This window comes from Bradyrhizobium sp. ORS 111, from assembly GCF_045571485.1.
Taxonomy (GTDB): domain Bacteria; phylum Pseudomonadota; class Alphaproteobacteria; order Rhizobiales; family Xanthobacteraceae; genus Bradyrhizobium.
Genome location: NZ_CP120701.1, coordinates 7,995,632 through 8,022,014 on the forward strand (window position 1 = coordinate 7,995,632; position 26,383 = coordinate 8,022,014).

Sequence of the window (26,383 nt, forward strand, 5' to 3'; positions counted from 1 at the left end):
GCGAATTCAACCGGCCGACCTGCGGCCCGACGTGGCCGCGAGGGCTATTGTGCCGGCGCGGAGGGACAATTTGCCCCGCAAATCAAACCGTTACGCTCTCAGCAGAGCCGTCGCTGTCACTCCGGCCGGTCGTGGGCCGGAGCGTCCGGTCCCCTCCCCTTGCGACCGAACCGATTTTTCACGCCCTCGCGCCAGCGCTGGAAGGTGACGTAGAGCATCGGCACCAGGAAGATGCCGATCGAGCTTGCGGCGAGCATGCCGCCGAACACCGCGGTGCCGACGGCTCTGCGGCTGATCTGGGCGGCGCCGGTGGCGACCACCAGCGGAACGAGGCCCAGGATGAAGGCGATCGAGGTCATCATGACCGCGCGGAAGCGCATCTGCGATCCGAGCGCCGCGGCTTCCCGGATCGGCAGGCCGGCTTCGCGCTGCTCCTTGGCGAACTCGACGATCAGGATGCCGTTCTTGGCCGCGAGCGCGATCAGCACCACGAGGCCGATCTGGCCATAGAGATCGAGATTCAGTCCCGCAACCTTGATGGCGAGATAGGAGCCGAACACGCCGACCGCGACCGACAGCAGCACCGGAATCGGGATCGTCCAGCTCTCGTACAACGCAACCAGGAACAGATAGGCGAACAGCACGGCGAGCGCGAGGATGATGCCGGTCTGACCCGAGGCCGCCTGCTCCTGATAGGCGGTGCCGGTCCACTCATAGGAATAGCCCGCGGGCAGCGTCGCCTTGGAGACCTCGGACATGGCCGCAAGCGCCGTGCCCGACGATATTCCCGCCGCCGGGCTGCCATTCACGGTGACCGAACGATAATTGTTGTAGCGGGTGATCACCTGCGGGCCGGTGACGATCCGCAAGCTTGCGATCGAGCGTATCGGCACCATCTCGCCGCCGCTGTTGCGCACATAGATCTGCCAGATATCGGGGATGTCGGCCCGGTTGGCGGCTTCGCCCTGCACGTTGACCTGCCAGGTCCGGCCGAACAGATTGAAGTTGTTGACGTAGATGCCGCCGAGCGTGGCCTGCAGCGCAGTGAAGACGTCGGCCATGTTGAGGCCGAGCGCCTGCGCCTTGGCGCGATCGATGTCGAGATAGATCGACGGATTGGTCGCGGTGAAGGTCGAGAACACGCGCGTCAGCCGCGGGTCGCGGTTTGCGGCGCCGATCAATCCCCCCATCACGCTGCCGAGCGCAGCTGGGTCCTGCCCTTCGAGTGCTTCGAGCTGGTATTCGAAGCCACCCGAGGTGGACAGCCCGATGATCGGCGGCAAGTTGAACGGCAGGACAGAGGCCTGGCGGATTTGCGCGCCGGCCATAAAGGTCTGCCCGATCGCGGCCTGCACCGAATCGGTGACGGCCTTGCGGTCGGCAAACGGCTTCATCCTGGCCACCATGAAGGCCGAATTGGGCTCGCTGACGCCGTCGAGCAGCGAAAAGCCGATGATCGACAGCACGTGATCGACGGCCGGATTCTTCTTCAGCAACGCCTCGACCTGCTTGGTCACCTCGCTGGTGCGCGCCACCGACGCGCCGTCGGGCAACTGCACGGAGATGAAGAATGCGCCCTGGTCCTCTTCGGGCAGGAAGCCGGTCGGCGTGATCCGCGACACGCCGAAGATGCCGCCGGCGAACACCAGAACGGCGACCAGCGACAGCACCGCCAGACGTAACAGCCGCCGAACCATGCCGGCGTAGCGGTCGCGGACCCAATCGATGCCGCCGAGCACCCGTCCCATGATGCCGCGGCGCGGTCCGCCGTGGCGCAGGAATACGGCGCAGAGCGCCGGCGAGAGCGTGAGCGCGTTCAGCGCCGAGATCACCATCGCCGCGCTGATCGTCACCGCGAACTGACGGAACAGCGTTCCAGAGATGCCGGGGATGAACGCGATCGGCACGAACACCGAAAGCAGCACCAGCGAGATCGCGATGATCGGCGCGGTGATTTGCGCCATGGCCTTCTTGGTCGCGTCGGCAGGCGACAGCTCCGGCTCCTCCTCCATGACGCGTTCGACGTTCTCCACCACCACGATGGCGTCGTCGACCACGATGCCGATGGCGAGCACCATCGCCAGCAGCGAGACCGTGTTGGCGGAATAGCCCATCGCCAGCAGGACGGCGAAGGTGCCGATCAGGCTGACCGGAACCGCCACCGCCGGAATCACGGTGGCGCGCAGATTGCCCAGGAACAGGAACACCACGATCACGACGAGCACAAAGGCTTCGCCGAGCGTCTTCATCACCTCCTTGATCGTGTCGGAGACGAAGGTCGTGGAGTCATACTGCACGAGATAGGTCAGCTCCGGCGGAAACCGCTCCGACAGCTTGGCGAGCGTGGCCTGGACGGCCTTCGCGGTCGTCACGGCGTTGGCGCCGGGAGCGAGATAGATACCCATCGGTACGCCGGGATTGCCGTCGATCCGCGACTCCGAGTCCATGTTCTGCGCACCGATCTCGACGCGGGCGACGTCCCTGATCCGCAGCACCGATCCGTCCGGATTGGCCCGTAGCACGATGTTGCCGAACTGCTCCGACGTGGCGAGACGTCCCTGCGTCTGCACGTTGAACTGGAACTGCTGATCGTTGCTGATTGGGCGCGCACCGATGCGGCCGACCGGCGCCTGCACGCTCTGCGCCCTGATCGCGGCGATCACGTCCGATGGCGCCAGGTTGAGGCTGGTGAGCCGCTGCGTGTCGAACCAGATCCGCATCGAGTAGTTCAGTTTCGCGAACAGCGACGCCTGCCCGACGCCGGGCGTGCGCGAAATCGCGTCCAGCACGTTGATGATGGCGTAGTTGGTGATGAACAGCGGATCCTGCTTGCCGCTCTTGCTGTACAGCACGATGAACTGCAGCACGGCCGAGGATTTCTTCTGCACGGTCAGGCCCTGCGCCTGCACCTCGGTCGGCAGTTGCGCAAGCGCGCTCTGCACCCGGTTGTTGACGTTGACCGTGTTGATGTCCGGATTGGTGCCGAGCGCAAACGACACCGTCAGCGTATAGCTGCCGTCGTTGCCGCTGGTCGACTTCATGTACAGCATCTTGTCGACGCCGACGACCTGCGCTTCGAGCGGCTGGGCGACGCTCGATTCCACCACGTCGGCGGAGGCACCGGGATACACCGCCGAGACCGTGACCTGTGGCGGCACGATGTCGGGGAATTGGGCGACGGGGATCTGCAGCAGCGCCAGCGCGCCGGCGATCGTGATCACGAACGCAATGACGATCGCTAGCCGCGGACGATCGACGAAGACCGCGGAAATCATGGGTTAGCGCCCGACTTCGAACCGCGGGCCCCGCCATTGTCCTCGGCCGAGGCCTTCATGCTCGACTGGATCATCGCGCTGGCCGGCCCCGGCGCCACGACTTCGCCCGGCCGCACCTTCTGCACTCCCTCGGCGATCACCTTGTCGCCAAGCGAGAGTCCGTCCGTCACCGCCGCGATCGTGGACGTCGATTGCCCGAGCTTGATCCGCCGCTGCTCGGCCTTGTTGTCCGCGCCGACGACATAGACATATTCGCCCTCCTGATCCGACAGCACCGCGGCGCGCGGGATCGCCAGCACCTCGACCGGCTGCACGCCCTCCAGCAGCACGGTCACGAACTCGTTGTCGGTGAGTTCGCGCACCGCGCCGCCGGTTTCAGTCGGCTTGTACAGGGGCGGATTCGGGATGGTGCCGCGAAGCGTGATCGTGTCGGTGTTCTGCGCGATGGTGTTGTTGACGAAATTCAGTTCGCCGACCTTGTCGTAGAGCCGGCCGTCCGGCAGGCGCAGCCGGATGACAACCGCGTTGAAGCCGCCTCGCGTCGCGTAGCGCGCGCGCAGGTTCAGCGCCTCACGCACCGACACCGGGAAGGTGACATACATCGGGTCCTGGCTGACGATCGTCGTCAGTGTTCCCGAGCTGGGTGTCACGACGTTGCCTTCGGTGACCGCGGTGCGCCCGATCCTGCCGTCGATCGGCGAATGGATCTCGGTATAGTCGAGATTGATCTGGGACAGATCGACCTGCGCCTGCGCGGCCTGCACCTGCGCTTCGAGGCTCTGCTGATTGGCGACCGCGGCATCATAGGTCGATTGCTGACCGGCCGGGCCGCCGAGCAGGGCCTTGGCGCGGTTGGTCGTCAGCTTGGCGTTGACGAGCGTCGCCTGCAGTTGCGCGACCTGCGCCTTCTTCGATTCCAGGTCGGCTTCGAACGGGCCACGCTCGAGCTGATAGAGCAGATCGCCGGACTTGACCTCGGCGCCTTCGATGAAGTTCCGCTTGTCGAGGAACGCGGTGACGCGCGCGACCACGTTGACGCGGTTGGTCGCCTCGACGCGACCGAGAAACTCGCTCGACTCGGTGACCGGCCGCTTGACCGCCTCGATCACGCCCACGGCCGGAGGCCCCGCAGGAGCCGGCTGGGCTTCGGCCGCAGATATCCCCGCAACCACCAGTCCTGCCGATATGAGAAGACCCGCCGTTCGACCGCGCATACTTTCGGTACCATTCATGTTGTCGAACCCCGGTCACCGCCTGCAGAGTTGAGATCGAGTTCCTTCGAGCGCGAAGGCCGGGATAGGCTGGTTGCGTTGCAGCAGATCATAACGCGCAGAATCCACATCCGACAATGCTGTAACAGGATCGTGCGTTCCGCATCTGTGCTCGCGACACGGGAATGGCGCCTCGGACGGGCGCGGGCTGCCGATGCAATTGTGCTCAAATGTTTGCGAGTTGCTGCTTCGCTTCGGCGTGTTCCCGGCCTCGCCGCGTGATGCGTGTGCACGTTAGTATGCGGCTGCAATCAAGACGTCACGACGACCATACCGCGGCGCGCCCATGAACGGCTTCGCCCGCCGCGAGCGTGATGCGCTCCAGTCCGTCGGCCATCACGTGCGCTTGGCGAGGCTCGGCGCGCATTGAGGCGGGGTTGAGGCGGCTATACCTCTCACAAGGCGATCGCGTTCTTCAGCCGCGACGTCGCCTGATAGGCCGGCGATGCCAGGCGCTCCTGCAGCCATAGCCTCGCGCCCTTGCCATTGACCTCATGCACGCCGTCGAAGACGATCATGTCAATCAAATGCCCGTGGCCGGAGGCTGCGTACACCGCCTGCATCTCCGCGAACTTCTCATCCCGTCCATACGCGACCGAGTTTGCAACGTCGCGGTTTCCAAGTTCGGCGAAAAGAGGGCAAGGCGAGATCAGGCTCGCCAGCACCCTTCCGACATATTTGGCGTGGCTCCTGCTAAAATGGATGTAGCTCGCGAGCTCGATGCCGAGATTCTTGCTGATGGTCGGCGACATCAGAAATTTCTTTTCGTCGCGCATATATCCCGAGACGACAGTCGGCCTCATGCGCCCGGTCGCAGCCTCGAGATGAAGCGCCAGAAACGCGCCCCAGGACACGCCGTATGCGCCGACATTCAAACCGGATAGCCCGGTCATCCTCCTGCAAACGGTTTCGCCCGCATCGATCGATGCGCACGACACGTTGTGAGCGGAGATGTGATGCGACGCCAGCATGGCGGCGATGTTGTTCTGGCTTTCCTGGTTGCCGATCTGGACAATGTAGGGGCACCAGACGACGTAACCGTCCTGGCAAAGTTGCTTGCCGATGGCATTCATGTAGTCCGGGTCTGTGTCGACGAAGCACCGCTCCGGTGTGCTGGCCATGCCGTGGGCCAGCAGCACCAAGCCCTTGGCCTCAGCATCGGGAATTCCGAGGCACCCTCGCACCGGCAGCCCGCATTCCAGATCGAATTCGACCTTCACGACGGAAAAGCGGTCCTGCGTCCTTCGCCACAGAACACGCATCTCGTCACTGAAGGCGCGATAGAGACGACGCTCCATGAACAGCGATTTCATCTCTCGTCGAATGTCCGGCCCCGTTGCGCCGGCTCTCAGCTTTCCGCTTGCGGCGATGTCGAAGAACGAGCGGCAGAACGCGTCATAGCCGAGAGCAGGCAGATCGACGTTGGCGCAAGCTCCGCGGCAATGGCCAAGTCCAAGGTCGTCGCTGCCGGCCATCGAAGCCGGGCCGACCAGCGTCATCAACAATCCGGACAGCGCCCTGCGGCTGATCATGGGTCACCTTGCGTCCGCCTAGCTGGCGTGAGGAGCCGCGGCGACGCAAATTAAAGGATGTTCATGCTCGAACGTTCGCGAGCGGCGTTGCAAAGATGCGACGATTCCGGTCTCGCGCGCGCGGCATTTCTGTCGATCGATTTCTGGGCGCTTCAGAACATTTCCACTCGTCAACAATCTGCGTTCCGGCGCGGCTCCGCGTGGCGCGGACCCGAGCCCGGCTTGTTGCTCCGCAGCGACCGCTGTCACGTCTCCGGAGTATCACGGACTCCCGCGTCCATTCGAATCGCTCTAAGGAAATATTTCCGTGGCCGGCGGGTTTATCTGCCTGGTAACATTGCTCCGGAATGCCCGATGAAAGCCGACCTGCACGAGCATCTGATCGAACTGGTCTATGAAGCCGCGGTCGTTCCGGAGCTGTGGCCGCAGGTCCTGCATCAGGTCGGCGGCATCGCGCGCGCACGCGGGGTCGTGCTGCTCACGGCAGATCCGCACGACATGCGCTGGATCGCTTCCCCCGACATGCACGACGACACGGTCGCCTATGTCGAAGGCCGCTGGCACGAGCGCAATGGACGTCTGCCGCGTCTGCTTGCCGCCAACCATGCCGGCTTCTTGCGCGACATCGACGTGTTCGCGTCCCCCGAAGAGGTGCAGCAGGATCTGCAGATCCGTGAATTCTTCCGCCCGCGCGGGCTCGGATGGGGCGCTGGCACCGCGATCCCCGTGCCGAGCGGCGACGTGCTGATCTACAGCGTCGAACGCGAATACGATCGCGGACCGATCGAGCAGGAAGCCGTGAAGCAGCTCGACGCGCTGCGCCCGCATCTGGCGCGCGCAGCTCTGCTCTCCGCGCGGCTCGGCATGGAGCGCGCAAGGGCGGCAACCGAGTCGCTGGCGATGCTTGGGCTGCCCGCGGCCGTGGTACGCCGTGGCGGCCGGTTGATGACGGCCAACACGCTGTTCGACCGCCTGGTGCCCGACGTCATGCAGGACCGCACCGACCGTCTGACGCTGGCGCCGGCCAGCGCCGACCTGCTGTTCGCACAGGCGCTGGCGGCACTGGATCATGGGATGATCAGTGTCGAGGTACGCTCGGTCCCGATCGCGGCGCAGGACGACCGCCCACCGATGATCGTGCATGTGGTGCCGATCCACGGGGCGGCGCAGGACCTTTTCGATCGCGCATCCGCGATCGTGATGGTGACGCCGGTCGTACCGTCCGACGTGCCGACGGCGGAGGTGCTGCAAGGCCTGTTCGATCTGACGCCGGCGGAAGCACGCGTCGCGCGCGGCATCGCCGAGGGTCGCACGGTCGAGACCATTGCCACGGCGTTCGGCATCTCGCGCGAAACAGTGCGCAACCAGCTCAAGGCGGTGCTAGCGAAGACCGGGCAGAGGCGGCAGGTGGAATTGGCCGGGCTGCTTGCCGGCACCAGAACGCCGCAGGGTTCGCCTGAGGCGTGAGGCCTCGCGGCGCGGCGGGATAGCCGGCCGATCTCACGTGGTGTTCAGGCGCGCCTGAAGAAAGCGGCACACACGGCCGACCGCATCGGCCGTGATCGGATCGTTGTCCGCGAAGTCGAAGCCGTGGCCCTTGCCGGGATAGGTGACGATCTCCGCCGGCGCGCCGACCGACCGGCCCAGCTTGACGAGCGCTTCGCCTTCCGCAAGCGGCACATTGCGATCGGCCTCGCCATGCAGCTCGAGCAGCGGCGGCAGATGCTTCACCTCCGGCGCGATTTTTCCGGGCATGCCGGCATACAGCACCGCAAGCGCGGAAACGCGCGCGTCGGACGCCGCCGTGACAGCGGCAACGTAGCCGCCCAGCGAGAATCCGAGCAGGCCGATCCGGCCGGAACTATCCGCGCGTGACAACACGGCAGCCAGTGCGGAGGAGACCCGCCCAGCCCAGGTATCGTAACGCCCCATCTCGTAGGCCTCGCGGGTCTCGCGCGAGCGCATCGTCTCGAACGCGCGCTCGTCGGCCGCCGTGTAGTAGCGAACGAAATAAGCGTCGATGCCGTCTGCGGTCAGCGCATCAGCGTAGCGTTCATAGGCACGCGGCTTCAGATCGAAGCCGCGTGAGCCGTGCAGAAGCAGCACCGCGGACCGCTTGCCGCTGCCCGGGGCACCATAGCGGCTCACTGCGACGGATCCATCGCCGGCGTCGACGTTCAGCGTCTCGGCCGTCGCCGCCAGCAGTGGGCGGGACGCCGCCACGAGGGCAAGGCCGCCAAGCAGGCTTCTTCGATTGAGTGTTCGCATGGACACCTCGGTACGGTCCGTGCCTGCGCCACCGGCTATATATATCACGTCGCGACGTGCATCCGGTAGAGTGCCCGCTCGAACGCCCGATAGGTTGCGAGCGCGCTGACATCCGCAAAGGGCAAGATCTGCATCATGATCACCGCAGCAATGCCGGACGCCGGATCGATCCAATAATAGGTGTTGTAGAGGCCGGCCCAGGTCAGGCTGCCGCCTTGCGGCCGCCTTCGACCGGATCGAGGTTGAGCATATGGCCGAGACCCCAGCGCAACCGAACGCCTGGAAAGAAATCGACGTCGTTCGAAATCGCCGGATTGGTCGTCTTCATGACGCCCGCGTCGAGATCGCCGATCTGGTTGGCTGCCATCAGCGCGACCGTCTGCGGCCGCAGGATCGATGTGCCGGCGAAGCTGCCGCCGCTCAGCAGCGCTTGCAACAAAGTGAGGTAGTCGGGCGCGGTGGAGTAAATGCCGCCACCGCCCGAGAATCGCTTCGGCAGCGTGTGCTTCTCCAGCGGCTGCGGCTCCAGCGAGCCGTTGCCCTGGCGGACGTGCAGATGCGCCTCACGGGTGCGCTGCGGCTCGGAGATCGTGAAGCCTGTATCGCTCATGCCGAGCGGACGGAGGATGTGATCCTGGAAATAGCGATCGAGCGTCAGCCCGCTCGCGATCTCGACCAGCCGGCCGACATGGTCGAGGCTGCCGCCGTAGGCCCAGCGGCTGCCCGGATCGAACATCAGCACGCTGCGCGGCAGCGCCGGATCGGATCGCGCGGCCCGGAGGTAGCGCACGACGCCAGCGTCCCACAACGGATAGCTGAAGCCCGACGTATGCGACAGCAGGTTGCGTAGCGTGATCGGCTTTCGCGGCGGGCGTAGCTGCGGAGTTCCTTTGGCATCGAATCCAGCGAGAACCTGGAGCGAGCCGAGCGCCGGGTCGATGCTGGCCGCGGGCTCATCGAGCTTGAGCCTGTCCCGTTCGACCAGTTGCAGGGCCGCGACCGAGGTCAACAGTTTGACCATCGAGGCGATGCGAAACACGGTGTCGACGGACATTTTTTCCGCCGCACCCTGCGCACGGGCGCCAAAGGCTCCCTCATAGATCGTGGCCTGGGCGCTGGCGGCCATGGCGACGACGCCGGGGACCGCTCCACTATCGACCTTGGCGCGCAGCACGGCATCGATGTCCCGGGCTTGCCGCAGGACGCGGAGCGGCGCCGACCCTGCATGGGACGCATTTGCCATCGTGCCTGCGGCGGCTATCGCCGCCGTCTGCATCAGTACGTCGCGCCGACTGAACCGCGCCATCATCCGCGGGGCCGCTCTCCTCTGACCTGACCGGTTATGCCGGAGCAGCCGGCCGGAGACAATGGTTGCGGGCGCAAAGGACTGCATGTTCAAACCGCGCCGGGTACGCTAGTGATAGCTTCCTCCGCCTGTCCGTGCGCCCTTCCGGCGCACATCCAGTCAATGAGTGCACCTGAATGGCTGAAGCCGACCTCGACGCCGTCATCCGGCAAACCGCAAAAACGCAGACCAAGGCCCTGATGGCAGCCGCGAAGAAGCGCCAGGCCGTGTGGGTGGCGCGCGCCGCCAAGGCCAAGGACAAGGACACCAAGGCGCGCTTCCGCTTCATGGCGAAGAGCACCATGCTGAACGCAACGGCGACCGCCAAGCGGCTGCAGAATTCCGCCGAGAACGCGGCCGATGCCTATGCCCGCGCCATCAAGAAGGCGCTGGAAGAGCCGCCGCCGGCGAAGAAGCCCGCGAAGAAGAAAGAGGACGCCTAGGACCGCATCATCATCGCTGAGGCTACAATGCCCCGTTATGTCGCCCTGCTGCGCGCGGTCAATGTCGGCGGCACCGGCAAGCTGCCGATGACCGAATTGAAGGCGATGTGCGTCGAGGAAGGGTTCGGCGAGGTCCAAACCTACATCGCCAGCGGCAATGTGGTGTTTTCCTCCAAGCACGGCGCGGTGAAGGTCAAGGCCGCGCTGGAGAAGCGGCTGCAGGTCTACGCTGGCAAGCCGGTCGGCGTGGTGGTCCGCAGCGCCGAAGAAGTCGCCGCCGTGCTGAAGGCCAACCCGTTCCCGAACGAGCCACCGAACTACACGGTCGCGATCTTCCTCGACGATCCGCCGGCAAAGGACGCCTTGAAAGATATCAGGGGTCAGCAGGACGAGCAGGTGCGGCTCGGCAAGCGCGAGATCTATGTCGCCTATGGCAGCGGCATGGGCCGCTCGAAGCTGAAGATTCCTGCGGCCGCCAAAGGCACCGCCCGCAACATCAACACGATCGCCACGCTCGCAGAGCTGGCGGCAAAGAAATGAGAGCCCATCTGCCAACCCAAGAGCCGTCATCCTGAGGAGGCCGCGAAGCGGCCGTCTCGACGGATGAACGACCGCCGGCGGAGCCGCGCATGCTTCGAGACGCGCGTTCCGCGCTCCTCAGCATGACGGAACAGCGTGCGCGCAAATGGCTATGGCGAGACGGCTCTTGCTTACCTAAAGCGCGATGAGATTGGGTCGAATCGTCATCGCGCTTTAGCTCCTTGTTTGAGCTTGATCCTTTCGGAAAACCGCTTCACGCTTTTCCGGATCGTGCTTAGCTCTCCCGCACCACAAACCCCGCCGCACCGAGCCTGGCCAGCACGTCCTCCAGATGCGCGCGATCGCGGGTCTCGATCACGAGCTCCAGCAGCGTCGCCTTCGCCGGCAGATCGGAGAAGGTTCGCTGATGTGAGACCTCGATGATATTGGCACCGGCCTCCGCGAGCAGGATCGACACCGCGGCGAGCTGCCCGGGCCGATCGACGATATCGAGCGCAAGCTGCGTCAGACGTCCCTCGCGCGCCAGCTCACGGGTCAAGACCGAAGCGATCAGGCGGGTGTCGATATTGCCGCCGGTCAGCACGAGGCCGACATTGCGGCCGGCAAAGCGCTCCGGCGTAGCGAGCACGGCGGCGAGCCCGGCCGCGCCGGCGCCCTCGACCACGGTCTTCTCGATCGAGATCAGCATCGCGACCGCGCGCTCGATCTGATCCTCGCTGACGAGCAGGATGTCATCGACCAGAGTGCGGCAGATCTTTGTGGTGATCTGTCCCGGCGCCTTGACCGCGATGCCTTCGGCCAGCGTATCGCCGCGCATCGGCAACTGCTCGCCCCTGATCGTGTTGTACATCGATGGATAGAGCCGCGCCTGCACGCCGATGACCTGAATGGACGGCTTCAGCGCCTTCGCCGCGGTCGCAATCCCCGAGATCAGCCCGCCGCCGCCGATCGGCACCACCAGGATGTCGAGATCAGGCACAGCCTCGAGCATCTCGAGTCCGATCGTGCCCTGCCCGGCAATGATCAGTGGATCGTCATAGGGATGGATCAGGATCAGGCCGTGCTCGGCAGCATACGTCCCGACGAAGGCAAAGCACTCCTCCAGGGTCTGTCCGGTGATGATAACCTCGGCGCCGTGACGCCTTGTGTTCTCGATCTTCACCATCGGCGTGCCGATCGGCATCACGATGGTGGCGGGAACGCCGAGCCGCTTCGCGTGGTATGCCACCCCCTGAGCGTGATTGCCGGCTGACATTGCGATCACCCCGCGTTTGCGCTGGTCGGGCGACAGCGCATGCAGGCGGTTGAGCGCCCCACGCTCCTTGAAGGTCGCGGTGAATTGCAGATTCTCGAATTTGAGGAACAGACGGCAGCCGCAGATTGCGCCGAGCGTGCGGCTTTCGTTGCACACCGTGACCAGGACCGAGTCACGGATCACGGCCGCGGCGCGCCGTATATCGGCGAGCGTCACGGCGGCTTGGGCGCTGGAATCTTGCGGCATCGGCTGGCTTCGCTTCGAGAGTTTCGGAAAGCGAAGCCTACCGGGTTTTGCGGCCGAAAACGACCGCGCTATCGGGCGGCCAACGCCCCCTGCCCTGCCTTGACCGGCCTGGCCAGCTCGATCTCATCACATGTCAGGCACACAAGCACGGTGCGGAAATGCTTGTCGAGCGCAATGGTTCGCGTCCTGCCGCATTGGCAGCGCATCGGCTTATCCATGAGAGATCGGCCCAGGTTCGAGATGCAAGGGAAGCGTGCGCTTAGCTAGCCTGGTCCGGTTAACCTAATATGACTTGCGGCGGAAAAGGCGGCGCTCGGCTCAAAAGAATCCTGGACTGAGATCGAGACCGTAGGTGGCCCTCAGCACCGCAACAAACAGCACGGCGAGCGCGAGCAACACAAGATTCCGGATGATCGCGATTTGAAGCGAACTGGCGGAAAACGCACGTACGATCGATTGAGCCAAAGCCGTCATCTGCGACCTCCAACGCCATGCCTCGCATTTTGGTCGCGGCTGACGCCTCGAGGTTCAACGCCGAGCGCACCCCCCGGCCGGCTTTTGCAGCAGCGATCGCGGCAAACCTGGCTGCCGCGCTAAATGTTCGGCACGGCCTCTGGTGCGATCGCCGTCAGGCCGCCGAAGCGGCGCTCGCGGCGCTGGAACGAGGCGAGCGCATCGGCGAGATCGTCGGCATCGAATTCGGGCCACATCCGCTCGGTGAAGTGCAATTCCGCGTAGGCGCCCTCCCAGAGCAGGAAGTCCGACAGCCGCTTCTCGCCCGAGGTGCGGATGATCAGATCGACGTCGCGCAGACCGGCCTCACCGGTGATGAGATCGGCAAAGGTCTCGCGACTGAGCTCGCCGACCGCGCCCACGCGCGCCGCGGCGTTCAGAATCGCATCGCGCGCCGAATAGTCGATCGCAATGCGCAGATGTAGCGTCGTGCCGTTGGCAGTCGCGGCCTCGGCGCGAGCGATGGCGCTGGCGATGCCGTCGGGCAGCCGGTCACGCCGGCCGATCACAGTGAGACGAACACCGTTGCGCACCAGTGCGGCGACCTCGTTGGCGAGATAGAGCCGCAGCAGCGCCATCAACGCGGCAACTTCGGCCTTGGGACGGCGCCAGTTGTCGCTCGAGAACGCATAGAGCGTCAGTGTGCCGACGCCTTGGTCCGGCGCGGCTTCGACCACGCGGCGAATGGCTTCCACCCCGGCCTCATGGCCGCGCAGCCGCGACAGGCCGCGGCGCGTGGCCCAGCGGCCGTTGCCGTCCATGATGATGCCGACATGCAGCCGGGTAGCAGCCACCTCGGGCTTGAGCGCGACGTTACTTTGCATCACAAAGTCTCCGGGCAAAAAAATTGCGGTGGTCAAATCGGTTGGATGCCGAGGCGGCGAGGCGCGCCTTCGTCGGGGCCGGCTGCTTTCGCAGCATCGCGCACCAGTTGCTCGAGCACGACGAGATAATCGAGGAAGCGGCGGCGGCCGGACTTGGTCAGGCGACAGGTGGTATGCGGGCGGTTGCCTTCATAGCCCTTGATGACATCGACCAGGCCGGCCTCCTGCAGCACCTGCAGATGCCGGCTGAGATTGCCGTCAGTCAGACGGCAAAGCTGCTTGAGATCGGCGAAGGCGAGACCCTTCGGGTGCGCCATCAGCGAGGTCAGGAGGCCAAGCCGAGCTTTCTCGTGGATGATGCGATCAAGGCCGTCATAGGCGAACGGCGCGGTGGTCGCGTCAGTCTTCGACATCGATCTCTCCAGAGGCGAAATAGAGCAGCGCCGCAAGCACGAGCTGGCCGATCGCAAACGGCAGGCCCATCGTCCAGGGCGACAGCGCGTGGCTCTGACTGGCGATCAGGAGCACCGTGAAGCCCGACACAAAATACCACGCGCCGCCGAGCGCAATCGTGCGCGGCAGCAAGCGAACCGAGGCGAACACGCCGAGACTGACGAGGACTTGCCACAGGCCGGGCAGCATCCACAGCGTCTCGGGAGCAAACTTCCATTGCAGGATCGCGAGCAGCACGCCGGCAATCGCCGCGGGAACAAATTGCTCGATCGCCTGCTGAATCATCGCATCGGCTAATCCGGAGTGATGTCGCCGCGACCGCGCCTGCATCTCGATCCAGATCAGCACGGCAGAAATCAGCGCCGCAGCCGCCCAGCCGGCAAGGAACGCGATCGGATGCGAGGTGGGATCGTCGAGCCAGAGGTACTGGGCAAGTGCGGTGACGAGCGCAATGCCGCTGGTCGCGGCAACAGTGGCGGGACCGTAGCCGCGAAATGCAGTTCCCGCCGCAATCTGGCTACGAATGGCGAGGATATCCGCCAAGGCCTTGTCGAGGTCGCGCATCGGTTCACCCGAACTTTGTATTGCAAAGTATATGGGATTGCCAAGCAAAGGCAAGCCGGATCGCGACGGCGCGTCCATCAACATGTTTAACGGTTGGTTATCGCAAGAATGAGGCGAACCGCCTCACGCCTTCACCAGGCTGGCAAAGCCGCCATAAATCATCCGCTTGACGTCAAATGGCGCGGTCTTTGGATCCATCGACGCCAGGCGAGGATCGGCCATCACCTTGCCGTTGATCTTGTCGCGCTGCGCACGCGACTTGTAGGTGATCCAGGCGAACACCACGGTTTCGCCGGGCTTCAGTTTCACGCTTTGCGGAAACGACGTCAGCTTGCCCGGCTTGACATCGTCGGCGACCCACTCGCGATAATCGAGCGCCCCATATTCGCGCCAGATCTTGCCGGCCTTCTTCGATAGTTGCGCATAGGCTTTGAGCTTCTTCTTCGGGACAGCGACGATGAATCCATCGACGTAAGGCATCGGGCGCTTCCTGTTGCGTGGTTGCACCGTCATTGCGAGCACCAGCGCTCCTCGCAATGACGGCGTGGGAGACCGTTCTCAACTATGACAGCAGGATGCCTGAACCTGCGACGGTTGATACTGGTCACGTAGCCGCACCCAATCCATCGGATAGGGCAGCCCTTCCTCGTGACGCCCGAGCGGTGTCAGGTCGAGATAGTGATAGGCGGCGTTCATCATGTCGAGGCCGCGCGCGAAAGTGGAATAGGTGTGGAACACCTCGCCGGTCTCGTCGCGATAGAACACGCTGATTCCTGGCACCTCGTCGCCGTAAGGCGGCGTGGTTCCGAAATTGTATTGAGCCTCGCCTCTGTCCATTTGCTCGCGGGTAAACGAGACGCCGTAGTCGTAGTTGAAGTCGTTATTGCCCGACGAAACCCAATCGAAGGTCCAGCCCATCCGCTTTTTGAAGGCTTCGAGCTTGGCGACCGGCGCACGCGAGATCGCGACCATCGTGGTATCGCGTGCGGCAAGGTGGGGCACCATGCGCTCATAGCCGTCGGCCCAGAACGAGCAGCTCTTGCAGGCCGCGTCCCATTCGGGTGCGAACATCACATGCTGCACCACGAGCTGCGGCCTGCCCCTGAAGAGATCGCCGAGCGTGATCTTGCCGTCCGGCCCGTCGAACACATAGTCCTTGTCGACCTTGACCCAAGGCAGTTCGCGCCGCTGTCGGCTCAACGCTTCGCGCGCTTGCGTCAGCTCCTTTTCGCCGGCCATCAGGGCCTTGCGAGCCTCGATCCATTCGTTGCGGGAGACGATCTTGTGCTGATGCATCGGATGCTCCTTTCGTTGCGTTCAGGCATCGACGAAGTTTTGCAGATTGCCGAGGAACTCGGTCCAGCCGCGCTGATGATTGTCGCGCGCCGTCTCATCGACGAACTGCGCGTGATGGAAGGTGAGCAGCGTGCCGCCGGCATCGGGCCTGATCGAGATCGTCACGACCGACTCGCGCTCGGGGGTCGAGTGCCAGGCCCAGCTAAACACCAGCCGCTCGTTCGGCACCACCTCGCGATAGACGCCGCCGACCTCGTGATACTCGCCCTTCGGCCCAGTGAAGCTGATGCGATAGCGTCCGCCAACGCGAACATCGAGATCGGCATGTGTCGTGCCGGGCTTGACCTGCCCCGGCCCGAACCATTGCGCTAGGTTTTCCGGCTCGGTCCACGCGGCATAGACCTTTTCCGGCCGCGCGCGGAGACGTCGCGTGAGGGTGAGGCTTGGGCGCGCGGCACCGCCGGCGGCGGCTTCGACTGCGGACTTGTTGGCCATGGGTTCTCCTCCACAAAGGCGGCAAGGCGATCGAGGTTATCGGACCAGAACTCCGCATAGCGATTGAGCCAATTCATCGCCTGCTCCATCGGCCGGGCGGTGAGCCGACACGCCACCGTGCGGCCGGTCTTCTCGCGCGCGATCAGGCCCGCATCCGAGAGCACGTCGAGATGCTTCATGATCGCGGGCAGCGACATCGCAAACGGCTGAGCCAGTTCGCTCACCGACAGGCTTTCCCGCTCGCCGAGCCGCGTCAGCAGGGCCCGGCGGGTCGGATCCGAAAGCGCCGCGAAAGTGCGATCCAGCGTCTCGTCCTGATACTTAACCATAAGGTTTAGTATAAGCGCAGGCGGCGCGGCGTCAAGGCCTCGCCTTCACGATCACGTCAAGCGCGCCGGACCATGGTGGTTTCGTTGTCGGGAACGGTCATGCCGGGCGCCGCGTCGGGCGGCGCCCCTCGGCGGAAACACAGCGGGAGGTCAGTACGGACGAACGTGCCGGCGCGAATAGGGGCGCGGCGGCGGCGGTTCGCGAAACAGGAAGCGTGGATTTTCCCCGCAATAGAGGTAACGGCCGGACACGCTCGCAAGGCACTGTTCGTAGGTCTGATAGGCGCATTCACCGGGATAGCCCAGGCTCGGACCCTGAGCACACCAGGGGTAGTCATAAGGATCGGCGGAAGCGGGACCAATACCTGCGACACCGGTGAACATGACGGCTCCGGCCGCAAGCATTGCCAATCGCGATGTACGCATGATCCAACCTCCTCTCTCACGACGCCGCAAGAGATAGCGCGGCACACCGGATCAAGGTTCCTGTATGCCGGTTTATTCCGCTGCTGGCCAGCACGAGCGCGTTACACCGGCTTGCGGCTCCGCCATGACGCATGGAATACCGAGCTCGCTTGGCGGCGAACCCGGCCCGATTGAAACGGCGCCCTCCCGGCCGGCCTGTCGCACGGTTCGCAAAGCGCCTATTCGACCTTGAGGCCAGCGAATTGAACCACCTTCTGCCACTTGTCGGTCTCGGCCTTGATGTCGTTGCCAAAGGCTTCCGGTGTCTGGATCAAGGGATCGCCGCCGAGCTCGACCAGGCGCTTCTTCATCTCAGGTTCGGCGAGAACGGCGTTGATCTCGCTGTTGAGCTTGGCGATGTACTCCTTCGGCGTGTTCTTCGGCGCGCCCATGCCGAACAGCGCACTCGCCTCATAACCCTTTACTGTCTCGGCGATCGCCTGCACGTCGGGCAGTTGCGATGAACGCTCTGCCGTCGTCACGCCAAGTGCGCGCAGCGCGCCGGAGCGGATGTGCTGGATGATCGAGGGCATGTTGTCGAAGATCACCTGCACCTGGCCGCCGAGCATGTCGGTGATCGCGGGCGCGGCACCGCGATAGGGCACGTGCTGCATCTTGCAACCGGTCATCGACATGAACATCTCACCGGACAGATGCACCGACGTGCCATTGCCGGAGGAGGCCATGTTCACCTTGCCGGGGTTGGCCTTCACATAGTCGATGAACTCGGCAACGGTCTTGGCCGGCACGTCCTTGTTGACCGTCATCACGTTCGGCACGCGATTGAAGGATGCGATCGGCGCGACGTCGCGCACGAAATTGAACTTCAGGTTCGCGTAGAGCGAAGCGTTGATGTAGTTCGCCGGATTGACCAGCAGCACGGTATAGCCGTCGGGCTCGGCGTTGATCGCAGCCTCGGTGCCGATGTTATTGCCGGCACCTGGCTTGTTCTCGATCACGAACTGCTGCCCCAGCTTCTCCGACAACCGCTGCCCGATCAGACGCGCGATGATGTCGGTGGCGCCGCCCGGCGGATAACCGACGATCCAGCGCACCGGCCGTGCCGGATAATCGGCCGCGGACGCCCGGCCGATCGCGAATGTCGAAATCCCCGCCCCGATCAGGCCCAGCGTGGCGCGACGTGAAATCATGAAGCTTTCTCCCGACGCGGCAGGGTTTGGCTCCCCGCCCGTTTCTGTTGAATTGCGTGCGCTGGGCTTTTAACAAACAATATCTAGTGCGGCCAGTGCGACACATGCGCAGGTGCCCGCGACGAAAGGCTAAGCCAAAAGGATCGATCATGTCAGTCAAGGTGAATGCGCTCGACCACCTCGTGATCAACGTCACGGATGTCGTGCGTTCCGTTGCCTGGTACAGCAGAATCCTCGGCATGGAGGTGAAGGTGTTCGATCCGGGTGCGGGCAAGACACCGCGCACCTCGCTGGTGTTCGGCAACCAGAAGATCAATGTGCGGCCGCGCGATGCCGGTAAGGTCGAGTGGTTCATCGCGGATCACGCAACGGCCGGCAGCGACGACCTCTGCTTCCTCACCACGAGCACGCCCGAGGAGGTGGTCGCGCACCTCAAGGCCAATGGCGTCCGGATCGAGGAAGGTCCGGTTGCCAAGCAAGGCGCACGTGGCACGCTGCGTTCGGTCTATTGCCGCGATCCGGACGGCAGTCTGATCGAGATTTCGTCGTATGAGGATTGACACCATGACGCGCGCCGAAACATCCGCGAATTAAGATCGTCATGCAGGGGCTCGACCCGGGCATCCATGTCCTGGCGCGCGCTCTCTTCGGAGGAAAACGTGGATGGCCGAGTCAAGCCCGGCCATGACGACCCAGCAACTGTGCCATTTGCCCTTCGCGCTATCCGGTGGCAGAACGATCCTCAGACAACATCGAACAAGCAGCCGCTGAAGCTGCGCGGGAGGACGCATGACCAATGTGAAGGCGGCGCCAGGTATCGTGGGACCGTTTGCGGGACTCGACGTGCCATGGCTGCTGAAGATGCGTGCCGAGGTGCGCCGCGATCACCCGTTCCTGATCTGGGCCCCGTTCGATGCGCCGGCGCGGCGCTGGAGCTACGGCGAATTCCACGAACGCGTCGGCGCACTCGCCGCTGGCCTCGCCCAACGCGGCATCAGGCAGGGCGACTACGTTCTGATCCATCTCGACAATTGCATCGAGGCGATCATGTCGTGGTTCGCCTGTGTCGAGCTCGGCGCCATCGCCGTCACCACCAACACCCGCTCGGCGGCCGCCGAGATGGCGTATTTCGCAGACCATTGCGGCGCGGTCGCAGCCATCACCCAGCCCGCCTATGCCGAACTGGTCGCCGCCAACTGCAAGGCCCTGCGCTGGCTCGCGGTGATCTCGCACGACGCGGGGCAACCGCCCGCGCAGGCGGCTTCGCGCGACGACAGCTTTGAATCGCTGTTTGCCGACAGCGCCGACCGGCCGCGACGCGCGACCGATCCGCTGGCGCCATGCAGCGTGCAATATACCTCCGGCACGACCTCGCGACCCAAGGCGGTGCTATGGACCCATGCCAACGCGCTGTGGGGCGCCAAGATCAACGCCGCTCACCAGGACCTGCACGCAACCGACGTGCACCAGACCTATCTGCCGCTGTTCCACACCAATGCGCTGGCCTATTCGATGCTGTCGACGCTGTGGGTCGGCGGCTCCTGCGTGATCCAGCCGCGCTTCTCGGCCAGCCGTTTCTGGCCGGTGGCGCTGGAGCACGGCTGCACCTGGACCTCGACGATCCCGTTCTGCATGAAAGCCTTGCTGGAGCACGAGATCCCGCAGAACCACAAGTTCCGGCTCTGGGGCACCGCGGTGAACGAGCCGCCGCCATTCGCCGCGTTCGGCGTCAAGATCATCGGCTGGTGGGGCATGACCGAGACCATCACCCACGGCATCATCGGCGAGGTCGATCAACCCAACACCCCGATGTCGATCGGGCGTGCCGCTCCTGAATACGAGATCCGCATCACCAATGACGACGGCACGCCGACCGGCGTCGGCGAGACCGGCAACCTGTTGATCAAGGGCGTTCGCGGGCTGTCGCTGTTCGCCGAATATCTGCACAATGAGAAGGCGACGCGCGACAGCTTCGACGAGCACGGCTATTTCATCACCGGCGACCGCGTCACGCTGCTGGAGCGCGGCTACATCAAGTTCGGCGACCGTGCCAAGGACATGCTCAAGGTCGGCGGCGAGAATGTCGCGGCATCCGAAATCGAGCAGGTGATCGCCGTGGTGCCGGGCGTGCGCGAGGCCGCTGTCGTGGCGAAGAAGCACCCGATGCTGGACGAGGTGCCGGTCGTCTTCATCATCCCGCAGACCGGCGTCGCCGCAATGCCGGCCGACCTGCACGACAACATCATGGCCGCCTGCCGCGCGGGACTCGCCGACTTCAAGGTGCCCCGGGAAATCCGCTTCGTCGACGACATGCCGCGCTCGACGCTGGAGAAGGTCGCGAAGGCGGAGCTGCGGAAGATGCTGGAGTAGGTCTCAACACCGTCATTGCGAGCCGCGGAGGCGGGTAAAGCGAAGCGTGCCCGCCGCCTCGCGACGTGCACGTGATGGTGGGCACGACGCTGCGCGCCTTTGCCCACCCTACGCGGCTAAGCTCAATTCACCTCGAAGCGGATCGGCAGTTTCTTCGGCCCATTCACGAAATAGGCCTGCGTCATCTTCACCTCGCCGTCGAGCGAGAGCGGCTTCAGCCGCGGCAGCAGCTCCTCGAACAGGATGCGCATCTCGAGCTTGGCCAGATACTGGCCGAGACAGAGATGCGCGCCGTAGCCGAAGGCGACGTGGCGGTTGGGTTTGCGGTCGCTGCGAAAGCGATAGGGATCCTCGAACACCTCCTCGTCGCGATTGCCCGAGGCGTAGCACAGCATCAGCCAGTCGCCCTTCGCGATCCGGCGGCCGCCGAGCTCGGTGTCCGCGGTCGCCGAGCGCATGAAATGCTTGACCGGTGTCATCCAGCGGATCGCCTCGTCGACCAGGCCCGGGATCAAGCTCGGATTGGCCTTGACCTTGGCGAATTCGCTGCCGTCTTCCGCCAGCGCCCAGATCGCGCCTGCGGTCGAGGACGACGTGGTGTCGTGGCCCGCGGTGGCGACGATCATGTAATAGCTGGTCTGATCGTGCTCGGGCATGTAGTCGCCGCCGATCTTCGCATTGGCGATGACGGTGGCGAGATCGTCGCGCGGGTTGCGACGGCGGTCCTCGGTGATCTTGCGGAAGTACGCCGAGAAGTCAGCGATGATCGCCTGCAACATCGCGGAGACTTGCTCCGCGCCTAGCGCCTCACGAACGCGCGCGGTGTCGGGATCCTGCGGGCCGAACAGCTCTTGCGTCAGCTTCAGCATGCGCGGCTCGTCCGCCTCGGGCACGCCAAGGATTTCCATGATGACGTGCAGCGGATAGCCGAGCGCGACGTCGGCGACGAAATCGCAGGTGCCGCCCTTGTCGAGCATGCGCTGCACCGTGGCCCGCGCAATCTCGCGGACGCGCCCCTCGAACTTGCTGAGATTGGCCGGCATGAACCAGCCCTGCGTCAGCGCGCGATATTTCGGATGGTCGGGCGCATCCATCTGCACCAGCGAGCGCACCAGGTTGGGGCCGCCGGTGATCTTGCGGACGCGCTCTTCGAGCGCCTGATTTGTCAGCGTGGTCGGGCGGTCGGCATTGTGGAACAATTCGTTCTGGCGGCTGACCGCTTGGATATGCGCATGTTTGGTGACCACCCAGAACGGGTCGAACCGGTCCGGCCGCGCAATCCCGAGCGGGTTGTTGGCGCGCAGCCAGCGATAGGCGTCATGGATGCGCTGATCGGCATAGGCGACGGGATCGACGAGGGTCGCAGCGATGTCGGCGGGGATATCGAGATTCCCGGTCGTTGTCGTATCCATGCTGGTCCTCGCCGCGTGCGCATCGGTCGCGCCGATGATCATCGGAATCTAGGCGGAGGTAAGGAGGAGGACTTGCGTTGATTGGCTAGTCCAACCAGGTCATTCCGGGGCAACGCGCAGCGTTGAACTCCGCTGTGCAATTCCACATCGGCGAATCTCGAGATTCTCCGGTGCGCAATTGCGCACCATAGTTCGATGCTTTCGCATCGCCCCGGAATGACCAAGCCCAAATCTAATAGTGCCCGAACGCCACGGGACGGAACGCCTGCAGCAATTGCTGGTCGAGCTTGCCGCCCATGTCCTCCATCATGGAGAACGCCTTGGCGTGGGTGAATTGCAGCCGGTAGGCGCGCTTCTCCACCAGCGCGGCATAGACGTCGACGATCGTGGTGACGCGGACGATGTCGCTGATCTGGCTGCCGCTGAGGCCATTGGGATAGCCGGTGCCGTCGAGGAATTCGTGGTGGTGCAGAATCACGTCGAGCATTTCCGGCGGAAAGCCGCCCTGCGCGGCCAACGCCTCGTAGCCGCGGCGCGGATGCTCGCGCATCTCCGCCATCTCCTCGACCGTCAGCGCGCCGGGCTTGTCGAGCAGCGCCACCGGGATGAAGGCCTTGCCGACATCATGCAGCAGGGCGGCACGGGCAAGCCGCCGCTGATCGTCCTCGCGCATGCCGAGATGCTGGGCGAACGCCACCGCAAAGCCGGTCACGAACAGGCAGTGGCGGTAGGTCTCCTGGTGATGGCAGCCGACCGTGGTCAGCCATTCGCGCAGCGAATTGTGCTTGATCGCCTTGAGAATCTTGTTCTCAGCGGCGACGATGTCGTCGAATTTCAGTGGCTCGCCGGCGCGCATCCGCTCAAAGATCTTGACCATCACCCCGTGCGCCGCCTCGACGCCGCGGTTGAGCGCCTTGCCGCGGTCGGTCTCGTCGTAGCCGCTGTTGTCAGGGAATGCGGCGCGAATCCGCTGCAGGATGCCGCGCGCATCGAACGGCCGAGAGATCGTGTCGGTGGCGCCCAGCGCCCAGGCCTGCATCGAGGCGTGGTGCAGCGCATCTGCAAGCACGAACAGCCTAGGCATCTCGCGATAGGCGTCGCTCTGCAGCTTCGCGCGCACGAGCTGCACGCTCTCCGGCGAACGCAGATTGATGTCGACCACGATGCCGGCGAGATCGCCGGCGGGACGCTCGGGAATTTCCGATGTCGGGATAGTATCGACCTCACCGACCGACCGCAGGATGTTGGCGAGTTCGTTACTCTGATCGCTTCTGTCAGACGCCAGCAGCAAACGGCGCTTCGAAGTCTTGTTGGCCAAGGCAGTCATGAATTCCCCGTCGCGTAACGACCGACGGCCCACGCTACCCGACGAGATGTTCCCTCCCGCTTAATGGGGATGCTGAACGGCTGTTGAGCGCAATGGATACAATTTGAAAGACAGCGGAATCCGGCAGCAAAATCAGGGCTGACCGGGCAAAGAAAATCCGCCGAGAAAACTCTCGGCGGATCATCTTTTTCAGCGGCGAGCGACGCTTATGCCTTCATCGCTGCCTTCACCGCCTCCGCGGAGATCGGCAGGCCGCGGACGCGAGCACCGACCGCGTTGAACACCGCGTTGCCGATCGCCGGCGCCACCACCGTCACCGCGGGCTCGCCGACGCCGGTGGCCTTTTCGCCATTGGCGATGACGTTGACCGCGACCTCCGGCAGTTGGCTCATCCGCAGCGGCGTGTAGCTGTCGAAGTTGGTCTGCTCGATGCCGCCGTCCTTCAACGTCGCCTTCTCGAACAGTGCAAGCGACATGCCCCACAGCGCCGCACCCTCGACCTGGGCACGGATGCCGTCGGGATTCACCTGCGTGCCGACGTCGGTTGCGACCGTCAGCTTCTTCACCGTCACCTCGCCCGACGGCGCCACCGCGACGTGGGCGACGCAGGCGGTCCAGCTTGCAGTGGCGCGCTCCTGCGACGACACGCAGGCCACGCCCATGCCTTCGCCCTTCGGCAGCTTCTTGGTGCCGTAGCCGGCAAGGCCCATCGCGGCGAGCAGCGTGTTACGCAGCCGCTGCGCGCCGCCATCGTTCTTGCCCTTGCCGTCGAGCAGCTCGACCCGGAACAGGGCCGGATCCTTGCCGGTCGCATGCGCGATCTCGTCGATCATGCTTTCGACCGCCCAGAAGGTCCAACCCGGAGCCACCGAGCGAAGCTGACCCGACGGGGTGGCATTGTGCGCCATCTCGTTCTTGATCGCCCGCACATAGTGGTTCGGCACGGTATAGAAGAAGTCCGCGCCGTTCACGGTGAAGGAATCGAGCGGACCTTTCTTGTCGACCGAGGGCGTCAGGAAATCGGGGATTCCCCAGCGCGCGGTCGGCCAGGCCGAGACCACGTCGTGGCTCAGCGCGACGATTTTACCGTCGCCGTCCATGCCGGCCTTGATCTTCTGGTAGGTGAGCGGACGCGAGAAATCCATCGTCATGTCGTTCTCGCGCGAGTAGATCACCTTGACCGGCTTGCCGACGGCCTTCGCCGCCTGCACCGCGGGCACCATCATGTCGGCGTCGAGACGCCGGCCGAAGCCGCCGCCCAGCCACATCTGGTGCATCACGACATACTTCGGATCGATCCCGGCCGCGCCAGCGGCGATCGCGCCGGAGCGTGTCGCGAACTGGTTGCCCGAGTAGATGTGCAGGATGTCGCCCTTGAACTCGGCCGTCGCATTCATCGGCTCCATCGGGCAGTGAATGTTGATGTTGGTGGTGTATTCCGCCTCCATCACCTTTGCCGCCGAGCCGAACACTGAGTCCGGATCGCCGTCCTTGACGAAGAACTGGCCGGAATCGCTGAGCCCTTGCAGCCGCTTGGCTTCGGTGAGCAGCGATTCGCTCGACAGCTTCGCGTTCGGACCGCCGTCATAGTCGATCTTGAGCGCCGCCGCCGCCTTGCGGGCATTGGCGTAGGTGTGGGCCACCGCGACCACCCAGCCGGTGGTCGTGCCGGTCTTGTCGTCGAGCGTGACGGCCTTGATGAAGCCCGGCACCTTCTTGGCCGCGGAGTCGTCGACCGACTTCACGGTGGCGCCGTAACGCACCGGCGGCGTGACCAGGGCGCCGTAGACCATGCCCGGCAGCATGACGTCGATGCCGTACTTCGCGGTGCCGTTGGTCTTGTAGGGAATGTCGATCTGCGGCACCGAGACGCCGATCATCGTGTATTGCTCGGGCGATTTCAGCTTGATCGCCTTGAGGTCATCAGCCGTGAAGGTCTTGGTCGCCTTGCCGCTCTTGACCACATCGGCGAACGACATCGACTTCTTCGACTTCGGATGGCTGATCACGGAGTCGCGGACCACCAGCTCGCCGGCCGGCACGCCCATCGCGCTTGCGGCCGCTTCGGTCAACGCGATGCGGCCCGCCGCGCCGGCGCGGCTCATCGCATCGAAGTTCATCATCGTCGACCAGCTTCCGCCGGTGATCTGCGCGCCCAGCACAGGATCGTTGAACTTCGGATCGTTGGATGCAAGCTGGACCCGCATGTCCTTCCAATTCGCGCCGAGCTCCTCGGCGACGATCTGCGCCATGGTCGAGGCGATGTGCTGACCCATGTCGGCCTTGCCGCAGGTCACGGTGACGAGACCATCGGGAGCGATCGCGTACCAGACGGTCGGCTCGAAATGGGCGGGCGCCGCGGCCAGCGCCTGATCGACGCCGGGAACGGCGGCGTAGCCGAGCACGAGCCCGGTTGCAGCGGTGCCGACCAGGAAGGAACGGCGGCTGAGGTCGGCTGATGTACCTTGCGGAATTTTCACGTGGCTATTCATGTGGGCCTCCGCTCGCTTCCGGTGGCCGACGCGGTGCGCATCTCGGATGCCGCGCGCAGGATCGCCTTCTGGATTCGGGAATAGGTCATGCAGCGGCACAGGTTGCCGTCCATATGCGCGACCACTTCATCCTTCGTCGGGTTGGAGTTCTTCGACAGCAAGGCTGCCGCCTGCATGATCTGGCCGGACTGGCAGTAACCGCATTGCGGGACCTGCTCGGCGATCCAGGCTTTCTGCAAGGGATGATCGCCCTTGGCGGAGAGCCCCTCGATGGTGACGATCTTCTTGCCGACGGCGTCGGCGACGGAGGTCTGGCAGGATCGCACTGCTTCGCCGTTGAGGTGGACCGTGCAAGCGCCGCAGAGACCCGCGCCGCAACCGAATTTGGTGCCGGTCATCTGCAATTGCTCGCGGATGACCCATAGCAGCGGCGTGTCGTTCGCCGCCTCGACGGACATATTCCGTCCATTGATGTTGAGATTAGGCATCTCTCTCCCCTTCCGGTGTATGAAGCCGC

The 26,383-nt window shown here is 64.4% G+C and carries 24 protein-coding genes and 1 pseudogene; 5 read left to right on the forward strand and 20 right to left on the reverse strand.

Translation table 11 applies throughout. The features are described from left to right. Positions 1 to 116: 116 nt before the first annotated feature. The 3 genes from P6U30_RS36905 to P6U30_RS36915 all read right to left on the reverse strand — a co-directional run bounded on the left by P6U30_RS36905 (position 117) and on the right by P6U30_RS36915 (position 6,078). Complete coding sequence (locus P6U30_RS36905; protein ID WP_407167538.1) at positions 117 to 3,275, reverse strand: efflux RND transporter permease subunit; 3,159 nt, start codon at positions 3,273 to 3,275, stop codon at positions 117 to 119. Beyond that, on the reverse strand, positions 3,272 to 4,390 hold the full coding sequence (locus P6U30_RS36910) for an efflux RND transporter periplasmic adaptor subunit (RefSeq protein WP_407167539.1): 1,119 nt from the start codon (positions 4,388 to 4,390) through the stop codon (positions 3,272 to 3,274). Before P6U30_RS36910 ends, P6U30_RS36905 begins: the two co-directional genes overlap by 4 nt. A gap of 551 nt (positions 4,391 to 4,941) precedes the next feature. Beyond that, positions 4,942 to 6,078: a hypothetical protein gene (locus P6U30_RS36915; protein WP_407167540.1), complete on the reverse strand. Its 1,137-nt coding sequence runs from the start codon at positions 6,076 to 6,078 to the stop codon at positions 4,942 to 4,944. Between the two features lie 354 nt (positions 6,079 to 6,432). On the opposite strand from P6U30_RS36915, the gene P6U30_RS36920 reads away from it, so the two are divergent. After that, positions 6,433 to 7,545 carry a helix-turn-helix transcriptional regulator gene (locus P6U30_RS36920; protein ID WP_407167541.1) on the forward strand — a complete coding sequence of 371 codons (1,113 nt, stop codon included), beginning with the start codon at positions 6,433 to 6,435 and terminating at the stop codon, positions 7,543 to 7,545. Between the two features lie 33 nt (positions 7,546 to 7,578). Here the strand turns inward: P6U30_RS36920 and P6U30_RS36925 are convergent, their stop codons facing one another. Both P6U30_RS36925 and P6U30_RS36930 read right to left on the reverse strand, forming a co-directional pair. Further along, a complete protein-coding gene (locus P6U30_RS36925) occupies positions 7,579 to 8,346 on the reverse strand; it encodes a dienelactone hydrolase family protein (protein WP_407167542.1) in 768 nt (255 codons plus the stop codon). 202 nt (positions 8,347 to 8,548) lie between these two features. Further along, positions 8,549 to 9,652, reverse strand: coding sequence for a serine hydrolase domain-containing protein (locus P6U30_RS36930; protein WP_407167543.1), 1,104 nt, complete (start codon positions 9,650 to 9,652; stop codon positions 8,549 to 8,551). A 176-nt stretch (positions 9,653 to 9,828) separates the two neighbouring features. On the opposite strand from P6U30_RS36930, the gene P6U30_RS36935 reads away from it, so the two are divergent. Continuing rightward, the gene (locus tag P6U30_RS36935; RefSeq protein WP_407167544.1) at positions 9,829 to 10,134 is read left to right on the forward strand and encodes a hypothetical protein; all 306 of its coding nucleotides are present in this window, start codon (positions 9,829 to 9,831) and stop codon (positions 10,132 to 10,134) included. Between the two features lie 27 nt (positions 10,135 to 10,161). Beyond that, the gene (locus P6U30_RS36940; protein ID WP_407167545.1) at positions 10,162 to 10,674 is read left to right on the forward strand and encodes a DUF1697 domain-containing protein; all 513 of its coding nucleotides are present in this window, start codon (positions 10,162 to 10,164) and stop codon (positions 10,672 to 10,674) included. A gap of 274 nt (positions 10,675 to 10,948) precedes the next feature. Here the strand turns inward: P6U30_RS36940 and P6U30_RS36945 are convergent, their stop codons facing one another. The 11 genes and pseudogenes from P6U30_RS36945 to P6U30_RS36995 form a co-directional block, all read right to left on the reverse strand. Then, positions 10,949 to 12,175 carry a threonine ammonia-lyase gene (locus P6U30_RS36945; RefSeq protein WP_407167546.1) on the reverse strand — a complete coding sequence of 409 codons (1,227 nt, stop codon included), beginning with the start codon at positions 12,173 to 12,175 and terminating at the stop codon, positions 10,949 to 10,951. A gap of 318 nt (positions 12,176 to 12,493) precedes the next feature. Then, positions 12,494 to 12,640, reverse strand: a complete 147-nt coding sequence (locus P6U30_RS36950; RefSeq protein WP_407170639.1) for a response regulator — start codon at positions 12,638 to 12,640, stop codon at positions 12,494 to 12,496. Positions 12,641 to 12,768: 128 nt separating this feature from the next. After that, positions 12,769 to 13,512 (reverse strand): di-trans,poly-cis-decaprenylcistransferase, encoded by a 744-nt coding sequence (locus tag P6U30_RS36955; RefSeq protein ID WP_407167547.1) that lies wholly within the window; start codon positions 13,510 to 13,512, stop codon positions 12,769 to 12,771. A gap of 32 nt (positions 13,513 to 13,544) precedes the next feature. Further along, complete coding sequence (locus P6U30_RS36960; RefSeq protein WP_407167548.1) at positions 13,545 to 13,925, reverse strand: transcriptional regulator; 381 nt, start codon at positions 13,923 to 13,925, stop codon at positions 13,545 to 13,547. Beyond that, entirely contained in the window at positions 13,912 to 14,529 is a 618-nt protein-coding gene (locus P6U30_RS36965) for a hypothetical protein (protein WP_407149383.1), read from the reverse strand. The genes P6U30_RS36960 and P6U30_RS36965 overlap by 14 nt, the downstream gene beginning before the upstream one ends. A 123-nt stretch (positions 14,530 to 14,652) precedes the next feature. Then, a complete protein-coding gene (locus P6U30_RS36970) occupies positions 14,653 to 15,009 on the reverse strand; it encodes a DUF1428 domain-containing protein (RefSeq protein WP_407167549.1) in 357 nt (118 codons plus the stop codon). 78 nt (positions 15,010 to 15,087) lie between these two features. Continuing rightward, positions 15,088 to 15,825: a DUF899 domain-containing protein gene (locus P6U30_RS36975; protein ID WP_407167550.1), complete on the reverse strand. Its 738-nt coding sequence runs from the start codon at positions 15,823 to 15,825 to the stop codon at positions 15,088 to 15,090. Between the two features lie 21 nt (positions 15,826 to 15,846). Continuing rightward, a pseudogene (locus P6U30_RS36980) lies at positions 15,847 to 16,209 on the reverse strand (SRPBCC domain-containing protein); the annotation flags it as partial. Continuing rightward, complete coding sequence (locus tag P6U30_RS36985) at positions 16,194 to 16,649, reverse strand: ArsR/SmtB family transcription factor (RefSeq protein WP_407167551.1); 456 nt, start codon at positions 16,647 to 16,649, stop codon at positions 16,194 to 16,196. The gene P6U30_RS36985 and the pseudogene P6U30_RS36980, both read right to left, overlap by 16 nt. 150 nt (positions 16,650 to 16,799) lie before the next feature. Then, positions 16,800 to 17,075, reverse strand: a complete 276-nt coding sequence (locus P6U30_RS36990; RefSeq protein ID WP_407167552.1) for a DUF3551 domain-containing protein — start codon at positions 17,073 to 17,075, stop codon at positions 16,800 to 16,802. A 218-nt stretch (positions 17,076 to 17,293) separates the two neighbouring features. After that, a complete protein-coding gene (locus P6U30_RS36995) occupies positions 17,294 to 18,265 on the reverse strand; it encodes a Bug family tripartite tricarboxylate transporter substrate binding protein (RefSeq protein WP_407149389.1) in 972 nt (323 codons plus the stop codon). A gap of 149 nt (positions 18,266 to 18,414) precedes the next feature. On the opposite strand from P6U30_RS36995, the gene P6U30_RS37000 reads away from it, so the two are divergent. Together P6U30_RS37000 and P6U30_RS37005 are read left to right on the forward strand one after the other, a co-directional pair. After that, positions 18,415 to 18,825 carry a VOC family protein gene (locus P6U30_RS37000; RefSeq protein WP_407167553.1) on the forward strand — a complete coding sequence of 137 codons (411 nt, stop codon included), beginning with the start codon at positions 18,415 to 18,417 and terminating at the stop codon, positions 18,823 to 18,825. A gap of 229 nt (positions 18,826 to 19,054) precedes the next feature. Beyond that, entirely contained in the window at positions 19,055 to 20,635 is a 1,581-nt protein-coding gene (locus P6U30_RS37005) for an AMP-binding protein (RefSeq protein WP_407167554.1), read from the forward strand. 122 nt (positions 20,636 to 20,757) lie between these two features. Here P6U30_RS37005 and P6U30_RS37010 read toward each other — a convergent pair whose 3' ends face one another. From P6U30_RS37010 to P6U30_RS37025, 4 genes are all read right to left on the reverse strand, one after another. Continuing rightward, a complete protein-coding gene (locus tag P6U30_RS37010) occupies positions 20,758 to 22,047 on the reverse strand; it encodes a cytochrome P450 (RefSeq protein ID WP_407167555.1) in 1,290 nt (429 codons plus the stop codon). 232 nt (positions 22,048 to 22,279) lie between these two features. Next, positions 22,280 to 23,374: an HD-GYP domain-containing protein gene (locus P6U30_RS37015; protein WP_407167556.1), complete on the reverse strand. Its 1,095-nt coding sequence runs from the start codon at positions 23,372 to 23,374 to the stop codon at positions 22,280 to 22,282. A gap of 206 nt (positions 23,375 to 23,580) precedes the next feature. Continuing rightward, positions 23,581 to 25,866, reverse strand: coding sequence for a molybdopterin cofactor-binding domain-containing protein (locus P6U30_RS37020; RefSeq protein ID WP_407167557.1), 2,286 nt, complete (start codon positions 25,864 to 25,866; stop codon positions 23,581 to 23,583). Then, positions 25,863 to 26,354: a (2Fe-2S)-binding protein gene (locus P6U30_RS37025; protein ID WP_407149395.1), complete on the reverse strand. Its 492-nt coding sequence runs from the start codon at positions 26,352 to 26,354 to the stop codon at positions 25,863 to 25,865. Before P6U30_RS37025 ends, P6U30_RS37020 begins: the two co-directional genes overlap by 4 nt. Positions 26,355 to 26,383: the final 29 nt, after the last annotated feature.